We start from the raw sequence: 16,531 nt of genomic DNA on the forward strand, positions 1-16,531 counted from the left end.
ACGCAAAGACTCAGATCACCTGAACGATGGCCTTGGTCACCGCGTCGATGTTGCTCTGGTTCAGCGCGGCAACGCAGATGCGGCCGGTGTCCAGGGCGTAGATGCCGAACTCGTTGCGCAGACGGGTTACCTGCTCAACTGTCAGGCCGGAGTAAGAGAACATGCCGCGCTGGCGACCGACGAAGCTGAAATCGCGCTGTGGAGCGTTTTTCGCCAGCAGGTCGACCATCTGGGTGCGCATGCCGCGAATCCGCAGGCGCATTTCTGCCAGTTCCTCTTCCCACTGGGCGCGCAGTACCGGGCTGTTCAGCACGGCGGCGACGATGCTTGCACCGTGGGTCGGCGGGTTGGAGTAGTTGGTGCGGATCACGCGTTTGACTTGCGACAGCACGCGAGCGCCTTCTTCTTTCGATTCGCTGACGATCGACAGGGCGCCAACGCGCTCGCCGTACAACGAGAAGGATTTGGAGAACGAGCTGGAAACGAAGAAGGTCAGGTCCGATTCGGCGAACAGGCGCACGGCTGCGGCATCTTCATCGATACCGTCGCCAAAGCCCTGGTAGGCCATGTCGAGGAATGGCACGTGGCCTTTGGCCTTGACCACTTCCAGCACGTTTTTCCAGTCAGCAGGGCTCAGGTCCACGCCAGTCGGGTTGTGGCAGCAAGCGTGCAGCACAACGATGGAGCCGGACGGCAGAGCGTTCAGGTCTTCCAGCAGGCCGGCGCGGTTAACGTCGTGAGTCGCGGCGTCATAGTAGCGATAGTTCTGCACCGGGAAACCGGCGGTTTCGAACAGCGCGCGGTGGTTTTCCCAGCTTGGGTCGCTGATGGCAACGACAGCGTTCGGCAGCAGTTGCTTGAGGAAGTCGGCACCGATTTTCAGTGCGCCGGTACCGCCGACGGCTTGGGTGGTGATGACCCGGCCAGCGGCGATCAGCGGCGAATCGTTGCCGAACAGCAGTTTCTGCACCGCCTGGTCGTAAGCGGCGATGCCGTCGATCGGCAAGTAACCGCGGGAAACGTGTTGAGCGGCGCGAATCGTCTCGGCTTCGACAACGGCGCGCAGGAGTGGAATTCGCCCCTGCTCGTCGCAGTAAACACCGACCCCCAGGTTGACCTTGTTGGTACGGGTATCGGCATTAAATGCTTCGTTGAGGCCCAGGATTGGATCGCGTGGTGCCATTTCGACAGCGGAGAACAGGCTCATTATTGCGGCGGCTCTGAATGGAGTGTGGAGGGACGTGTCGCGCTCCAGCCGAATGCACTAGAGCGGTGCACAAACGGGGAGCTAGTATAGAGGCCATCAGCGATTGATGGCGACAGGCGATTCGGCTTTTACGGTAAGTTTTTCGAATTATTTTTCGATCGTTGGTCGAGTGATGTCGTCAAAGGTTCTACCCGATGTAGGACGTTTGCCTTGAAAGCGGTGGCAATCGGCTCCACATTGAGCACAATCCAGTTTTTTCCTCGGGCGACATCGGTCGTTTGCGGTCTTTCTCGTTCGTGCCCGGTCAGCCGTGCAGATGCGAACCCAGAGGTATTTATGTCTGAATTCCAGCTAGTCACTCGCTTCGAGCCCGCCGGCGATCAGCCGGAAGCCATCCGCCTGATGGTCGAGGGCATTGAGGCCGGGCTGGCGCACCAGACGTTGCTCGGTGTGACCGGCTCGGGCAAGACCTTCAGCATCGCCAACGTGATCGCCCAGATACAGCGCCCGACGCTGGTGCTGGCGCCCAACAAGACTCTGGCCGCGCAGCTGTATGGCGAATTCAAGGCGTTCTTCCCGAACAACGCCGTTGAATACTTCGTGTCCTATTACGACTATTACCAGCCCGAAGCCTATGTGCCGTCGTCCGACACCTTTATCGAGAAGGATGCCTCGATCAACGACCACATCGAGCAGATGCGGCTGTCTGCGACCAAGGCGCTGCTGGAGCGCAAGGACGCGATCATCGTCACCACGGTGTCGTGCATCTACGGTCTGGGCAGTCCGGAAACCTATTTGAAGATGGTGTTGCACGTCGATCGCGGCGACAAGCTCGACCAGCGCGCGCTGCTGCGTCGCCTGGCCGACCTGCAATACACCCGCAACGACATGGACTTCGCCCGGGCAACCTTCCGGGTGCGCGGCGATGTGATTGATATCCACCCGGCGGAATCCGATTTTGAAGCGATCCGCATCGAGCTGTTCGATGACGAAGTGGAGAGCCTGTCCGCCTTCGACCCGCTGACCGGTGAGGTCATCCGCAAACTGCCGCGTTTCACCTTCTATCCGAAGAGCCATTACGTGACGCCGCGCGAAACCCTGCTCGAAGCTACCGAAGGGATCAAGGTCGAATTGCAGGAGCGCCTGGAATACCTGCGCTCTAACAACAAACTGGTGGAAGCTCAGCGACTTGAGCAACGCACCCGTTTCGACCTGGAGATGATCCTCGAGCTGGGCTACTGCAACGGCATCGAAAACTACTCGCGCTACCTGTCGGGCCGTGAGTCCGGCCAGGCGCCGCCCACTTTGTTCGACTACCTGCCGGCGGACGCCTTGTTGGTGATCGACGAATCCCACGTCAGCGTGCCGCAAGTCGGCGCCATGTATAAGGGTGACCGTTCCCGGAAAGAAACGCTGGTGGAGTACGGTTTCCGTTTGCCCTCGGCCCTGGATAACCGGCCGATGCGTTTCGACGAGTTCGAAAGCATCAGTCCCCAAACGATTTTTGTCTCGGCCACGCCGGGCAATTACGAGGCGGAACACGCCGGCCGAGTGGTCGAGCAATTGGTGCGCCCAACCGGTCTGGTGGACCCGCAAATCGAAATCCGTCCGGCGTTGACTCAGGTCGATGACTTGCTTTCGGAAATCACCAAGCGCGTGGCCCTGGAAGAGCGAGTACTGGTCACCACGCTGACCAAGCGCATGTCCGAAGACTTGACCGATTACCTGGCCGACCATGGCGTGCGCGTGCGTTATTTGCATTCGGACATCGACACCGTGGAGCGGGTCGAAATTATCCGGGACTTGCGTCTCGGTGTCTTCGATGTGCTGGTGGGGATCAACCTGCTGCGTGAGGGCCTGGACATGCCGGAAGTCTCGCTGGTGGCGATTCTTGACGCGGACAAGGAAGGTTTCCTGCGTTCCGAGCGCTCGCTGATCCAGACCATCGGCCGGGCGGCGCGCAACCTCAATGGTCGGGCGATTTTGTATGCGGATCGCATCACCGGTTCCATGGAACGGGCGATTGGCGAAACCGAGCGTCGTCGCGACAAGCAGATCGCCTTCAACCTGGCCAATGGCATCACGCCGAAGGGGGTGTTCAAAGACGTCGCCGACATCATGGAAGGCGCGGTCGTACCGGGTTCGCGCAGCAAGAAGCGCAAAGGCATGGCCAAGGCCGCCGAGGAAAGTGCCAAGTACGAGGCGGAACTGCGCTCGCCGAGCGAGATCAGCAAACGCATTCGTCAGCTGGAAGAGAAAATGTACCAGCTTGCCCGCGATCTGGAGTTCGAAGCCGCGGCGCAGTTGCGCGACGAGATCGGCAAGTTGCGGGAGCGGTTGATCGCGGTTTGAGATATGCAATGAATGGGCGGGCCTCATCGCGGGCAAGCCCGCTCCCACAGGGTTTGTAGGTGGTCACCTATTGTGTGAATACCCTCAATTCTTGTGGGAGCGGGCTTGCCCGCGATGAGCATAGGTATTTACACATCTCTAAAGTCTTCGGCTGGCCACCCAGCCGATGGCCTCTTTAGCAAAACCCGCCAGTTCCTGGGGCGTGTATTGTTCCAATGTCTCGCACATGGCCAAAAGCATGTATAAACCGGCCAGCAGCGCGGAAGCCGTCACCGGCTGCGAGCGCTTCATCTGTCGACCAGACAGACGGACCAAAAAATCCCGTGTTTGCTCAGCGAACTCCCCCTTAGCCCATCAGACGCCAACTGACAGCACATGCCTGACTGCGATCAACAGCCGTTTGAACACCGCTTCACCGCTCTCTTGCTGCCAGTTTTCCAGCTGATGCCCACCCCCTTTAAGCAGTTTGAAGTAGGACTCGATACGCCAGCGCCAGTAATACCAGAGCGCCAATCGTTCATCTGCGACCTCTTGCTCAAGGTTGCTCAGCAAATACCATTCGGCCAGCAGGTGACCATCGGCTCCCAGTATTCGGCTCACGACGAGCCGGGCCGGCAACGGCTCACCAGACTTGCGCAGCGTCTTGCGGTCGGCCCTGTCTTTGGTGAAAGGCTGGGCTTGGCGAGTCAGCACGACGGCGGTTTCTCCCACCCATTGAATGGCCGGTTTTCCTTTGTAGTCCACCTTGCGAGTTTTGCGGTAGGTCATCTCGCGAGCAATTTGACTCAGGGCCCTCGATTGACCTGCATGACTGGCCGTGGAACCGGCCTTGACTCGCACCAGCCATTGCCGACCCTCGGCCTGCCATTGCCTCAGGTGAGCGACCGAATCAGCCTCTCGATCCACGATATGGACAAGCGGCTTGGCAAAATTCTGCTGTTCCAGCCAAGTGATACGTTGTGTCAGTTCATGCAGATGCTTCTCAGGGACCAGCACTTCTTCGGCTCGCGTGCTGAGCACGCCGTCCTTGGTCGCCAGATTTTGAGCGGGAGTACAGATCGGTGCACCGTCACGGTCGGTGACTAGCAGGCTGCTTTGCAGCTCGTAACCGATGTCGCCCCGGTGGGTCATTTGCAGGCGATCAGCCTTGCTGTGGTGGTGCATGTAATTGAGCCGAGACCAATCGTGCATGACCAGCGCGTAATCATCACAGTCATCCCGACAACCCTCGTGGGCCAGCGCCAGCAGCGGTTTAACCAGGTCAACGGGCCGAACCCGGTCATTGCTCAAAAATCGCCAAAGGGCTTGCGTCTGTGCAAAAGCCTTGTCGCTTCGCGGCAAGGCTTTCATCCCGGCGGCCAGCGCCGGTAGTCCATTACTGTGTCCCATGACTAACTCGTCGTATCGTTTTGTCAGTCGGGCATCTAGCCCGGTCATTTGATATCCATGCCGTCCCTTTATAGACCAGGATCGGGAGATGTGTAGATACCTATGCCGCGATGAGGCCCGCCGGAACACTACAAATATCCATTGCGCGCTTCCCAAGCCTTCAGCCCTGCCTGCAACCTCCTGGTAGATCCCCCAAGGCAATATTGGCTTATATGCCCTGCTGACTAGAGCCGGGCCGCTATCGCCTGTTACCATTCGCCTCTTGTTTGATCTTCGCTTTTATTCTTTTCGAGACATGCCATGACCACCGTCCGCACTCGCATCGCGCCATCGCCTACCGGGGACCCCCACGTAGGTACCGCTTACATCGCTTTGTTCAACTACTGCTTTGCCAAGCAGCATGGCGGTGAGTTCATCCTGCGGATCGAAGATACCGACCAACTGCGTTCGACCCGCGAGTCCGAACAGCAGATTTACGACGCCCTGCGCTGGTTGGGTATCGACTGGAGCGAAGGCCCGGACGTCGGCGGCCCGCACGGTCCTTATCGTCAGAGCGAGCGCGGCGACATCTATCAGAAGTACTGCCAGCAACTGGTCGACATGGGTCATGCCTTCCCGTGCTTCTGCACAGCCGAAGAATTGGACCAGATGCGCGCCGAGCAAATGGCGCGTGGAGAAACCCCGCGTTACGACGGCCGTGCGCTGTTGCTCTCTGCGGATGAAGTCGCGCGCCGCCTGGCCGCTGGCGAGCCACACGTCATCCGCATGAAAGTGCCGACCGAAGGCGTGTGCGTGGTGCCTGACATGCTGCGTGGCGACGTCGAGATCCCGTGGGACCGCATGGACATGCAAGTGCTGATGAAGACCGACGGCCTGCCGACGTACTTCCTGGCCAACGTGGTCGATGACCACTTGATGGGCATCACCCATGTCTTGCGCGGTGAAGAGTGGCTGCCATCGGCACCGAAGCTGATCCTCTTGTACGAATACTTCGGCTGGGAACAACCGCAGCTGTGCTACATGCCGCTGCTGCGTAACCCGGACAAGAGCAAGCTGTCCAAGCGCAAGAACCCGACCTCGGTAACGTTCTACGAGCGCATGGGCTTCATGCCGGAAGCGATGCTCAACTACCTGGGTCGCATGGGCTGGTCGATGCCGGACGAGCGTGAGAAGTTCTCGCTGCAGGAAATGGTCGACAACTTCGACCTGAGCCGTGTCTCACTGGGTGGTCCGATTTTCGACATCGAGAAGCTGTCGTGGCTCAACGGCCAGTGGCTGCGTGACTTGCCGGTGGAAGAGTTCGCCGCTCGTCTGCAAAAGTGGGCGCTGAACCCTGAATACATGATGAAGATCGCACCGCACGTGCAGGGCCGGGTTGAAACCTTCAGCCAGGTTGCACCGCTGGCCGGCTTCTTCTTCGCCGGTGGCGTGAACCCGGACGCCAAGTTGTTCGAATCCAAGAAACTCTCGGGTGATCAGGTTCGTCAGTTGATGCAGTTGATTTTGTGGAAGCTGGAGAGCCTGCGTCAGTGGGAGAAAGACAGCATTACTGCAACCATCCAGGCGGTGGTCGAGTCCCTCGAGTTGAAGCTGCGTGATGCCATGCCGCTGATGTTTGCCGCCATCACTGGGCAGGCCAGCTCGGTGTCGGTACTCGATGCGATGGAAATCCTCGGTCCGGACCTGACCCGTTTCCGTCTGCGCCAGGCTATCGACCTGCTGGGCGGCGTGTCGAAGAAAGAAAACAAGGAGTGGGAAAAGCTTCTGGGCGCGATTGCCTGACAGCGTTTGACTCTGTAGTAGCTGCCGAAGCCTGCGATCTTTTGATCCTGATCTTCGGCACTTCCCCCGAATTTACGGGGGGAGGGCGGTAAGTGATTGTTATGTGGGCAAAAAATTTTGGAAATTGTTAAAAATAAGTTTGACAGCCTTCCGATGCGCCATTAAGATTCGCCCCGTCCTCAGCGATGAGGGGCTATAGCTCAGCTGGGAGAGCGCTTGCATGGCATGCAAGAGGTCGACGGTTCGATCCCGTCTAGCTCCACCAATTTACACTTCAAGGTCTGGCCACACCGGCCTTGAAGCGATCAACACTCAGCGTTGATCAGTTGTATAGAAGGGTTTGCGTCCCCTTCGTCTAGTGGCCTAGGACACCGCCCTTTCACGGCGGTAACAGGGGTTCGAGTCCCCTAGGGGACGCCAGTTTTACAGAAGCGATGTTGCAAGATGTCGCTCCGCCGCGAGGCGAAAAATCCGGGGCTATAGCTCAGCTGGGAGAGCGCTTGCATGGCATGCAAGAGGTCGACGGTTCGATCCCGTCTAGCTCCACCAATTTTACAGTTCAAGGTCTGGCCACACCGGCCTTGAATCGATCAGCTCTCAGCACTGATCAGTTGTATAGAAGGGTTTGTGTCCCCTTCGTCTAGTGGCCTAGGACACCGCCCTTTCACGGCGGTAACAGGGGTTCGAGTCCCCTAGGGGACGCCACGATTACCCGCTCTGCGGGATTTTTAAGGGTCATTCAATTATTGAATGGCCCTTTTGTTTGTCTGGCGTTTGGCCAACTCTCCTTTTCCCTCTCACCTGTTCTTCAGACCAGCGGTCACATCCACGACTTGCGAAAAATTATTATGAGAATAATATTCTAGTCGTAATATTCGGAGGCAACGATGAACGATAAAAAAGCTCAAACCCGCGAACGCATCCTCAAGGCTGCCAGTGCAGCGCTGATCCAGCGCGGCCCGGCCGAGCCGAGCGTGGGCGAAGTGATGGGCGCGGCTGGCCTGACGGTCGGTGGCTTCTACGCGCACTTCGAAAGCAAGGACGCATTGATGCTGGAAGCGTTCAAGCAGCTGCTCAGCCATCGTCGTGGCTTGATCGCCGACATGGACGCCGAGTTGACCGGCGAAGAGCGTCGCGCGCTGGTCGCGGCGTTCTACCTGTCGCGTAAACACCGTGATTCCACCGAGCATGCGTGTCCGATTCCGGCGTCGGTCGGCGAGCTGGGCCGTCTGCCCGACGAATTTCGTGTGGCGTTGAATGAGCATGTTGAGTTGATGGTCGCGCAGTTGGCGGCCAGCCCGGAAGACACCGACAAGGTCTTGGCCGACATCGCCTTGATGGTCGGTGGTTTGGCTCTGGCGCGGGCGCTGGGGCCAGGAGAGTTGTCTGATCGTTTGCTGCGCGCCGCCAAATCGGCGGTGCTATGACCTAAAGGCGTCAGCCTGAGGAGATGGGCGATGAACACGTTGAGCTGGGTTCGTGGCGTTAATGGCACCTTGGGCTGGTTCGCGCCGAAGCTGATGGCGAGCAAGATGCGCCTGGCATTCATGACCCCGCGCGAATTACCGCCGCGTGACTGGGAATTGCCGCTGCTGGCGAAATCCGAACGAATCACCTTGCGCTTCGGTCTCTCGGCGCTGCGTTGGGGGCAAGGGCCGGCGGTGTTGTTGATGCACGGCTGGGAGGGCCGGCCGACACAGTTTGCCGCGCTGATCACGGCGCTGGTCGATGCCGGTTACACCGTGGTTGCCCTGGATGGCCCGGCTCACGGTCGTTCGCCTGGTCGCGAGGCGAATGTGGTGCTGTTCGCTCGGGCCATGCTCGAAGCGGCCGCTGAATTGCCGCCGCTGCAAGCGGTGATCGGTCACTCCATGGGCGGCGCCAGTGCCATGCTCGCCGTTCAGTTGGGCTTGCGCACCGAAACCCTGGTCTCGATCGCCGCCCCGGCGCGAATTCTCGGGGTGCTGCGCGGTTTTGCCCGCTATGTGCGCCTGCCGCCCAAAGCGCGTTCGGCGTTTATTCGCCAGGTGGAGAAAGACGTCGGCATGCGCGCCGCTGCGCTGGATGTTGCGCGCTATCAGCTCGACATGCCGGGGCTGATCGTCCATGCCGAGGACGACAACTTTGTTCCAGTCAAGGAATCCCAGTTGATCCACGAAGCCTGGTTCGACAGCCGTCTTTTGCGCCTGGAAGAGGGCGGTCATCAGCGGGTGCTCGCCGATCCGCGGGTGATCGATGGCGTTCTTTCTCTGCTGGCCGGTCGCAGCCTGCAATCGCGCCAATCGGCCTGAGCTTCCGTTACACTGCCCCGGTCGAAATAATCTGACCGGGAGTGGGGCATGGGCTGGGATCGGGCAACGCCGTTTATCATTGATCTGGAAGTGGGCGCCGAGGACATCGACGGGCTGGGCCACGCGAACAACGCGGTGTACGTGACCTGGCTCGAGCGCTGTGCCTGGCGCCACTCGCAACGGCTGGGCCTGGACCTGGTCGAGTACCGTCGGCTGGATCGGGCGATGGCGGTGGTACGGCACGAGATCGATTACCTGGCAGCAGCCTATGAGGGCGATGAGTTGCAGTTGGCGACCTGGATCGTCGATTGGGATCAGCGCCTGAAAATGACCCGACACTTCCAGTTGAAGCGTCCCAGCGACAACACGACGTTGCTACGGGCGCAGACCACTTTCGTGTGCATCGAACTGTCGACCGGCAAGCCCAAGCGCATGCCGGCGGAATTCATCGAGGGCTACGGCCCGGCGTTGCAGGAGTTGGATTCAGCGAAAATCTAATGTGGGAACGGGCTTGCTCGCGAAGACGGCTTAACATTCAACAGAGATGCTGAATGTCAGACCGCTTTCGCGAGCAAGCCCGCTCCCACAAGGAATCAGCGATGTTCTGCAGATTCCTCGCACAATCCAGTAAACTGCCGCACGTTTTTCGTTGAGTGTGTTTTTCATGCAAATTGCTTTGGCGCCCATGGAGGGGTTGGTCGACAACATCCTGCGGGACGTGCTGACCCGTGTGGGCGGTATTGATTGGTGCGTGACCGAATTCATTCGGATCAACGATCAGCTGCTCACGCCTGCCTATTACCACAAGTTCGGCCCGGAACTGCTGACCGGCGCCCGGACCGCCTCCGGCGTGCCGCTGCGGGTGCAACTGCTCGGCTCCGATCCGGTGTGCCTGGCGGAAAACGCCGCACTGGCCTGCGAGTTGGGTTCCGAGGTTATTGACCTGAACTTTGGCTGCCCGGCCAAGACCGTCAACAAATCCCGTGGTGGCGCGGTGCTGCTCAAAGAGCCTGAACTGCTCAACCAAATCGTCGAACACGTCCGTCGTGCCGTACCCGCGCACATTCCAGTGACCGCCAAGATGCGCCTCGGTTTCGACAGCCCGGACGGTGCGTTGGTTTGTGCTACCGCCCTGGCTGAAGGCGGCGCGGCGCACATCGTGGTCCATGCGCGGACCAAAACCGATGGCTACAAGCCGCCAGCTCACTGGGAATGGATCCCTCGGGTGCAGGACGTGGTGAAGGTGCCGGTGTTTGCCAACGGCGACATCTGGAGCGTCGAAGACTGGCGTCGTTGCCGCGAGATCAGCGGCGTCGAAGACATCATGCTCGGTCGTGGTCTGGTATCGCGCCCGGATCTGGCCCGGCAAATCGCCGCCGCCCGCGCCGGTGAAGACGTTGTCGAGATGACCTGGGTCGAGCTGCTGCCGCTGATTCAAGACTTCTGGCTGCAAGCCAAGGCACAGATGACACCACGTCAATCGCCGGGCCGCTTGAAGCAATGGCTGGCGATGCTGACCCGCAATTATCCTGAAGCGGTAGAGCTGTTCACCGTCCTGCGTCGTGAGACCGAACTGGATAATGTCTCGCGTTTACTGGGTCTGCGGGTGTCTGAAGCGGCCTGAAAAAATCTTAAAATAATCTCTTGAAAAGTAATCAGCGATCCTTATCTAAGGATTACGCGATGCCGAATTCGGGTCGCGGAGACAAAAAAACTTGCTGATTATGTTCAGGAGATTTGAATCATGAGTACTGCATTTTCCCTGGCTCCACTGTTCCGTTCCTCGGTAGGTTTCGACCGTTTCAACGACCTGTTCGAAACCGCCCTGCGCAATGAGCCAGGCAGCACCTATCCACCCTACAACGTTGAAAAATACGGTGATGACCAATACCGCATTGTCGTAGCGGCCGCCGGTTTCCAGGAAGAAGACCTGGACCTGCAAGTGGAGAAAGGTGTGCTGACCATCAGTGGCGGCAAACGTGACACGGACGAAAACGTCACTTATCTGTACCAAGGCATCGCTCAGCGCGCCTTCAAACTGTCGTTCCGTCTGGCGGACCATATTGAAATCAAGGCCGCCGAACTGCGCAACGGTTTGTTGAGTATCGACCTGCTGCGCGTGATTCCGGAAGAAGCGAAAGCCAAACGCATCCCGATCAACGGGACGGAAAAACCGGCTCTGCAGCATTGAGTCATTCGAAGACATACATTCGTTTGAACAGGCTGTAACCCGCTGAATGAAGGCCCCGACTTGTCGGGGCCTTTTTGTTTCCAGGCGAAAAACAGCACTGCAAACTTTGCCGCCTTGCGACGGTTTCTCTACAATCCGCGCCAGTTTTGCCGACTCCCATCCTGTCTGGTCGGCCCGGAGTTTTTTTTCATGGAAGAGATACAACAGCGTTGGCTGTGCGGTCTTTCTGCGCCGATGGTGGCCCTCAATCCTCGCGCCCATTATGACGAGCCTGCTTTCTACTCCGATCCGCAATTCATCGACCTGCAATGCAGCTGGGGCATCAGCGACCGGCCGCAGTTATTAAGCATGCTCGAAGGGATGGCGGACGACGGTCATGCCTCTCATCTCGATGGGGCATATCGGTCGTGGCAGCGTTGCTTGCCGAGCGAATGGCAGGCACTGCTTGAAACGCTGTCACCCCGCGAGCGCGACTTGCACGAGTTCGCCGGGCGTACCTTCGGTGGATGTGGGCCGGGTGGTATCAGGGCTTGGGATCTCGGGCGCATGGGGTTTCTCTTGCGCTGTGGCTTGCGCAATGAGTGGATCGATTTAACTGAAAGTCTTTGGCTGCATGGCCGACTCGCCGTGAGAGCGCAATACCATTACGGCAGTTGGTTCTCCTATTTCAATGGTTTCCTGGCCGGTCATGCGTTCTGGAGCTGTCTGGGCAACAGTGACGAACAGATGGCTCACGAGCTTGATCGGCAAGGGGAGTTTTCGCGGAGCGCTTTCATAGTGCGTGGTCTTGCGCGCGACATCCCTTCTTTCCTGATAGACCTGCCCTGGCACATGGACCTCAACCCACCGCCACGCCCGGCGTCCCTTGAGGAGTTCGACTGGTCATGAGTTGCTGGATACGCCTGGGTATAGAACCTACCAAAGATCAGACAGTTATTCGAAATGCCTATCGCGCGCGTCTACCGGAACATCATCCGGAGAGTGATCCTGAGGGCTTTCAGGCACTGCGTGAGGCCTATGAAAGTGCCACCCGCTTCGCTCGTCATGAAGAGGACGAAATCGAAGATGAAGGTACTGGTGCCCCTGAGGTTCCGCAGACCTTGGTGGATTTTTACGCGTTGCTCGAAGATCCGGCTCGGCGCTTCAATCCAGATGCCTGGCAAGCGTTCGTTAAAGCGTTGGATCAGTTGCCTCTGGACGCTCTTGATGACCTCGGTTGGGGGTTGTTCCATGCATTGGCCAATGCCGGGTCGCTGTCTTACCGCTGCGCGAATCTGCTGGCGCAACGGATGGGTTGGGAGCACCAGCTGCTGGATCTGGGGTTCGAGCAGGCGAATAAAGTCGAACAGTTCCTGCAACGCATCAAGACGCCAGACCCGTTCGACACGACACTGATGAGCGGGTGGTCCGAGCCTGTGCAGATGGAAACCCTGTGGTATGCCCGCAGCCTCGACTACCTCTTCGAGCATCGTCCGCTCCATGAATTCGAAGACTTCGCCAGCCATCACACCTGCTTGCCGCTGCCGGCGGACGAAGTATTCATCAAGCGTTTGCTGGTGCGGTTTACTCAGGCGGGTATCGGTGGTGCAGGTCTGCTGCAGCTGTGTGTCGAACAACAGAGCCAGGCGCCAGACGATATCGATTGGCTTTATTTGTTGGCTTGTCAAAACAGTTTGTTGGGGCTTGAGGATCAGGCGCTGCCCTGCTGGATTCGGCTCTGGCTGGAGTATCGTCAACCGAAGGCTGAAAGTTGCTTGCTGGAGCTTTGCGCCAAACGTCAACCAGACTTTCTCGCGCTGCTGATTCAGGCATTTGACCGTCTGGAAAATTTCCGTGACTGGTCCCATGACCTCGACGATGTCACTCAAGAATATGGCAGCCCTTCGCAGCGCCCCGAAACGCTGGCTCGCTGGCTTGGGGTCGGGCAACTCAATCTGCAAGGTTTGGCAGCCGCATTTGTCGACTGGCGGATGACGGGGGATGAACTGCCTCTGCTGGCGTTGCTGCTAGGGGAGCATGCGGATTCCCGCTTGCAGCGTCTGTACCGGCATGCATGGGCCTTGCATCGTGGTGATGTGTGGTTGTTGCAACAGATACTGGACGAGCCGCACCCGTTCGATGCCCTTGAGGGGCTGGTGCTGAGCGGGTTCAAGTATCAGGCAGAGCAGCAACTCTGTTGGTTGAATCAGGCGCCGATTCCATTGGCAATGAAGGCCTTTCTCAACAGTCGTTCAGTTGAGCCGCAACTGGCCGAGGAACTGACAAAAGGAGAGCCGCACAAGATTTGCCGCCTGTGGCTGCGCAGGCTGCGGGTTTACGACCAGTCTGCCCTGGTGCGGATCGATCAGGCATTTGACTTGCTGGACGCAGAAGCGGACACGAACTTGCGGAGCTTGAGCCTGCTGGTTCAACTGGGGCAGCGAGGCGCAGTCCTGCCGGACATTGCGCAAGGCGAGGCAGCGTGGCAATGGCACGCTCAAACGGTATTCCTGCTGGCATTGCTCGAACAGCCTGAGCGTTGGCTGACGTTGATCGATACGCAATGCCTGGAGCGACTGGAGGTCAACCCGGCTCATCCCCTGAGTCGGCTCCAGCCGTTATTGCGGCGTTTGCAGCATGAGCAAGGTAACTGCACCGGTTTGCTGGGGTGGCTGCAAGGTACCGATCCGGTCCATGGTTTGCTCGTGCAGCAGCTGTTCAATGTGCAACAGGCCCTCGACAGCGCAGCGCTGCCCGGTAATGCGCAGCTCTATACCTGCATTGAAAGTGATCCTGATGCGTGCGGCGAGGATTTGCTGGGGCTGATGCTGCTCTGGGGGGTGCTGTATCACGATCCGAGCCTTGACGCCGAGCAGCATCGCGCACTGTTGCAATCCATCGCTGCTATCAGTTGTGAAGATGACTGGTTCGAAGCGTTTCGTGATGGTTTGCTCAAAGGGGATCCTGTTTGGCCGCCGCGCAAAGTGCTGACGGATTTCGACGTCGACAAGCTGCTGGTCTATGAAGTCCTCGATACGCTGAGAAGTCTGATTCGTTATGGTGCGGCAGGAGTGCCGAGGACCAAGGTGCTGCAACAGTTGCAGCGTGGCAAGGATGAAGCCGCGAACAGTGTGGGTCTGCGTCTGGCATTGACTGCCTTGCTGTCCTGGAGCGAACGCCTGCTCCTGGCCAAAAGCGACACTCGCCCGGTGCCGTCGGTTGCGGTCTGGCGCTTGGGCACGCGATTGGGGCGCAAGGCGTTTATCGGGCAAGTGCTGGGGTGTGTGCTGATCACCCCGATCGTGGCGCTGCTAAGCGGCACCGCCGTCTCGGGGATTGTCATGCTGCTGCTGAGCATCGCGTTGTTGCTCAGTGCGATTCTGCGTCGGCTGCATGACATTGGCCGCGGGATTCCCACACTGCTTATTATTGCCTGTCTGACGCCGGTATTGCCGTTTCTGCCTCTGGTGTTGTTCGGTTTTCCTGGCGACAGGCTGCCTAACCGCTATGGTGTGCCGCCGGACAGCGCCGGTGAGGACACGCTGTCCGGGGGGTTGCAGGTGACCCTGCCGCGGCTTAACGGCTAAAGACGCAGTTGATCCAGCGCTTTATTGAGTTGTGACCGATGGCTGGCAATCTCCACCGATTGCTGGCCACCGAGCACGGCGGTAAAGGCATCCAGCCAACCGGCAATTTGTTCGCGCTCATCACCCAGGCTCTGCGTCCACGCTCGCTCCAGTCGTGCCAGCAGGGTGCGATTGGGCAGCGCGTCCCGTGGATGGATTTTCAGGGCGCTGAGCCGTTCATGGCTGTTTTGCCGTGATTGCGGGTCGAGCCCGGTGGGGCTGCGATCAATGCTGTGGCTGTGGCGTTCGCCGCTGGCCAGCAGGGTCACGTCAACTTCAAGCAAGCCGTTGATGTCGTAGCTGAAGCGCACATCCAGGGCCTGTGTCTGGTCGCTGGGTGTCATCGCGACATCGAAGGCATCGATGAAAATATTGTCCCGCACCCACGGCCGTTCACCCTGATAGACCGCGATACGGATTTGGTTTTGCTGCGGATGGGTGGTGTAAAAGCGTTGCACCCGAGAGGTGGGGATCACGGTATTGCGTTCGATGATCGGTGAGAAGGCGCCGCTGACGTCTGCACCGCGATTGGTCGAGATGCCCAGAGTGTATGGGCAGACGTCGGTCAGGATCAGCTCCTCGATTGCACTGTCGCGGGCTTTGCACGCCGCCTGGGTGGCGGCGCCCAGTGCGACAATCGTGTCCGGGTCGAGGTGGCGATAGGGCAGGCGCCCGAACAGTGTGGCGACCATCTGCTGCACGGCTGGCATCCGCGTAGCACCTCCGACCAGCACCAGGCTGTCGAGGTCCCGGGGTTTGAGCCGTGCATCGCGCAGGGCTTGTTCAATGGGAGCGCGCAACCGGGTCAGCAGCGGCTCCCAGATTTTCAGCGCTGCAGCCTCATCCAGCGACCACTCGCGCAAGACGCCGGCGCCATTCCAGTTCAGATGCTGGGTGCCTTCACTGAGTTTGCATTTGAGTTGCTCCAGAGTATCGCCCAGGCTGGCCAACCCCTGGCCGTCGATCAGATGCGGGGTGAGTTGCCAGTCTTTCAGGCAGGCCTGTAGCAACGCTGCAGTGAAGTCTTCACCGCCGAGGAAGTTGTCGCCGGTGGAGGCGTGCACTTCAATCAGCGGCAGTGCGTATTCAAGTACCGTGACGTCGAAGGTGCCGCCGCCCAGATCGAAAATCAGCGTGCGCTCGAACTTCTGTTCGTGCAGCCCGTATGCCATGGCGGCGGCGGTCGGCTCGTTGATCAACCGCGACACCGTCAAGCCTGCCAGCTCGGCGGCAAACAGCGTGCGTTTGCGTTGCTCGTCACTGAAGTAGGCCGGCACCGAAATCACCGCCTCATGCACCGGATGGCCCAGCCAGGCTTCGGCATCCTGTTTGAGAGAGCCGATTACCAGTGCTGACAGTTCTTCCGGGCTGAATTGCCGCCCGCCCAGATCGAACTGTTTGTCGCTGCCCATAAAACGCTTGAACGCCGCCACTGTGCGTTCCGGATGGGTGGTTAGACGGGCGCGAGCCACATTGCCAACCAGAATGCTGTCGTCCTCATCGAGGCTGACCACTGAAGGGGTGAGGAAATCGCCAAGGGCGTTGGGAATCAACTGTGCTCGACCTTCCTGCCAAACGGCGATCAGGCTATTGGTGGTGCCAAGGTCGATACCCAGCAAGGCCGGGCGGGGGAGGGTTGCATCCTGCATGGTTGATCTCTTTGAGGCGGTGCAAAAAACGCGACCCTACAGGTTGAGAGAAAAACTGGCAATTG

Annotated in this window: 13 protein-coding genes and 4 tRNA genes; 13 read left to right on the forward strand and 4 right to left on the reverse strand. The window is 59.0% G+C overall.

Annotated features, from left to right (window positions below):
- Positions 1–10 precede the first annotated feature (10 nt).
- On the reverse strand, positions 11–1,207 hold the full coding sequence (locus PSH65_RS10925; protein ID WP_305426215.1) for an amino acid aminotransferase: 1,197 nt from the start codon (positions 1,205–1,207) through the stop codon (positions 11–13).
- A gap of 336 nt (positions 1,208–1,543) precedes the next feature.
- Between PSH65_RS10925 and uvrB the strand changes: the two genes are divergently transcribed.
- The gene (gene uvrB / locus PSH65_RS10930; RefSeq protein WP_008007189.1) at positions 1,544–3,559 is read left to right on the forward strand and encodes an excinuclease ABC subunit UvrB; all 2,016 of its coding nucleotides are present in this window, start codon (positions 1,544–1,546) and stop codon (positions 3,557–3,559) included.
- Between the two features lie 138 nt (positions 3,560–3,697).
- Here the strand turns inward: uvrB and PSH65_RS10935 are convergent, their stop codons facing one another.
- Together PSH65_RS10935 and PSH65_RS10940 are read right to left on the reverse strand one after the other, a co-directional pair.
- Entirely contained in the window at positions 3,698–3,850 is a 153-nt protein-coding gene (locus PSH65_RS10935; protein WP_305426216.1) for a hypothetical protein, read from the reverse strand.
- 63 nt (positions 3,851–3,913) lie between these two features.
- Positions 3,914–4,996: a transposase gene (locus PSH65_RS10940; RefSeq protein ID WP_305426217.1), complete on the reverse strand. Its 1,083-nt coding sequence runs from the start codon at positions 4,994–4,996 to the stop codon at positions 3,914–3,916.
- Positions 4,997–5,248: 252 nt separating this feature from the next.
- Between PSH65_RS10940 and gltX the strand changes: the two genes are divergently transcribed.
- From gltX to PSH65_RS11000, 12 genes are all read left to right on the forward strand, one after another.
- Positions 5,249–6,730, forward strand: a complete 1,482-nt coding sequence (gltX, locus tag PSH65_RS10945) for a glutamate--tRNA ligase (protein ID WP_305426218.1) — start codon at positions 5,249–5,251, stop codon at positions 6,728–6,730.
- Between the two features lie 189 nt (positions 6,731–6,919).
- A tRNA-Ala gene (locus PSH65_RS10950) sits at positions 6,920–6,995 on the forward strand.
- Positions 6,996–7,074: 79 nt separating this feature from the next.
- Positions 7,075–7,150, forward strand: a tRNA-Glu gene (locus tag PSH65_RS10955).
- Between the two features lie 53 nt (positions 7,151–7,203).
- Positions 7,204–7,279 (forward strand) — tRNA-Ala (locus tag PSH65_RS10960).
- A gap of 80 nt (positions 7,280–7,359) precedes the next feature.
- A tRNA-Glu gene (locus tag PSH65_RS10965) sits at positions 7,360–7,435 on the forward strand.
- 182 nt (positions 7,436–7,617) lie between these two features.
- Positions 7,618–8,157, forward strand: a complete 540-nt coding sequence (locus PSH65_RS10970) for a TetR/AcrR family transcriptional regulator (RefSeq protein WP_038980068.1) — start codon at positions 7,618–7,620, stop codon at positions 8,155–8,157.
- Between the two features lie 30 nt (positions 8,158–8,187).
- On the forward strand, positions 8,188–9,021 hold the full coding sequence (locus tag PSH65_RS10975; RefSeq protein WP_305426219.1) for an alpha/beta fold hydrolase: 834 nt from the start codon (positions 8,188–8,190) through the stop codon (positions 9,019–9,021).
- A 48-nt stretch (positions 9,022–9,069) separates the two neighbouring features.
- Positions 9,070–9,519 carry a thioesterase family protein gene (locus PSH65_RS10980; protein WP_030132386.1) on the forward strand — a complete coding sequence of 150 codons (450 nt, stop codon included), beginning with the start codon at positions 9,070–9,072 and terminating at the stop codon, positions 9,517–9,519.
- Positions 9,520–9,685: 166 nt separating this feature from the next.
- Positions 9,686–10,645: a tRNA-dihydrouridine synthase gene (locus PSH65_RS10985; RefSeq protein ID WP_305426220.1), complete on the forward strand. Its 960-nt coding sequence runs from the start codon at positions 9,686–9,688 to the stop codon at positions 10,643–10,645.
- Between the two features lie 120 nt (positions 10,646–10,765).
- Complete coding sequence (locus PSH65_RS10990) at positions 10,766–11,212, forward strand: Hsp20 family protein (protein ID WP_095633298.1); 447 nt, start codon at positions 10,766–10,768, stop codon at positions 11,210–11,212.
- Between the two features lie 189 nt (positions 11,213–11,401).
- The gene (locus tag PSH65_RS10995; protein ID WP_305426221.1) at positions 11,402–12,100 is read left to right on the forward strand and encodes a DUF1266 domain-containing protein; all 699 of its coding nucleotides are present in this window, start codon (positions 11,402–11,404) and stop codon (positions 12,098–12,100) included.
- Entirely contained in the window at positions 12,097–14,778 is a 2,682-nt protein-coding gene (locus PSH65_RS11000) for a DUF805 domain-containing protein (protein WP_305426222.1), read from the forward strand. The genes PSH65_RS10995 and PSH65_RS11000 overlap by 4 nt, the downstream gene beginning before the upstream one ends.
- Here the strand turns inward: PSH65_RS11000 and PSH65_RS11005 are convergent.
- Complete coding sequence (locus PSH65_RS11005; RefSeq protein ID WP_305426223.1) at positions 14,775–16,466, reverse strand: molecular chaperone HscC; 1,692 nt, start codon at positions 16,464–16,466, stop codon at positions 14,775–14,777. The two genes, PSH65_RS11000 and PSH65_RS11005, sit on opposite strands and share 4 nt — an antisense overlap.
- Positions 16,467–16,531: the final 65 nt, after the last annotated feature.

Source organism: Pseudomonas sp. FP603 (assembly GCF_030687415.1).
GTDB classification, from domain to species: Bacteria; Pseudomonadota; Gammaproteobacteria; order Pseudomonadales; family Pseudomonadaceae; genus Aquipseudomonas; species Aquipseudomonas wuhanensis.

What these genes read in the sequence shown, in the direction of transcription:
- PSH65_RS11000 (WP_305426222.1), top strand. Translation starts at nt 12,097, where the DNA reads ATGAGTTGCTGGATACGCCTGGGTATAGAACCTACCAAAGATCAGACA.
- uvrB (WP_008007189.1), top strand. Translation starts at nt 1,544, where the DNA reads ATGTCTGAATTCCAGCTAGTCACTCGCTTCGAGCCCGCCGGCGATCAG.
- PSH65_RS10935 (WP_305426216.1), bottom strand. Translation starts at nt 3,850, where the DNA reads ATGAAGCGCTCGCAGCCGGTGACGGCTTCCGCGCTGCTGGCCGGTTTA.
- PSH65_RS10940 (WP_305426217.1), bottom strand. Translation starts at nt 4,996, where the DNA reads ATGACCGGGCTAGATGCCCGACTGACAAAACGATACGACGAGTTAGTC.
- PSH65_RS10980 (WP_030132386.1), top strand. Translation starts at nt 9,070, where the DNA reads ATGGGCTGGGATCGGGCAACGCCGTTTATCATTGATCTGGAAGTGGGC.
- PSH65_RS10975 (WP_305426219.1), top strand. Translation starts at nt 8,188, where the DNA reads ATGAACACGTTGAGCTGGGTTCGTGGCGTTAATGGCACCTTGGGCTGG.
- PSH65_RS10970 (WP_038980068.1), top strand. Translation starts at nt 7,618, where the DNA reads ATGAACGATAAAAAAGCTCAAACCCGCGAACGCATCCTCAAGGCTGCC.
- PSH65_RS10925 (WP_305426215.1), bottom strand. Translation starts at nt 1,207, where the DNA reads ATGAGCCTGTTCTCCGCTGTCGAAATGGCACCACGCGATCCAATCCTG.
- PSH65_RS10985 (WP_305426220.1), top strand. Translation starts at nt 9,686, where the DNA reads ATGCAAATTGCTTTGGCGCCCATGGAGGGGTTGGTCGACAACATCCTG.
- PSH65_RS10990 (WP_095633298.1), top strand. Translation starts at nt 10,766, where the DNA reads ATGAGTACTGCATTTTCCCTGGCTCCACTGTTCCGTTCCTCGGTAGGT.
- PSH65_RS11005 (WP_305426223.1), bottom strand. Translation starts at nt 16,466, where the DNA reads ATGCAGGATGCAACCCTCCCCCGCCCGGCCTTGCTGGGTATCGACCTT.
- PSH65_RS10995 (WP_305426221.1), top strand. Translation starts at nt 11,402, where the DNA reads ATGGAAGAGATACAACAGCGTTGGCTGTGCGGTCTTTCTGCGCCGATG.
- gltX (WP_305426218.1), top strand. Translation starts at nt 5,249, where the DNA reads ATGACCACCGTCCGCACTCGCATCGCGCCATCGCCTACCGGGGACCCC.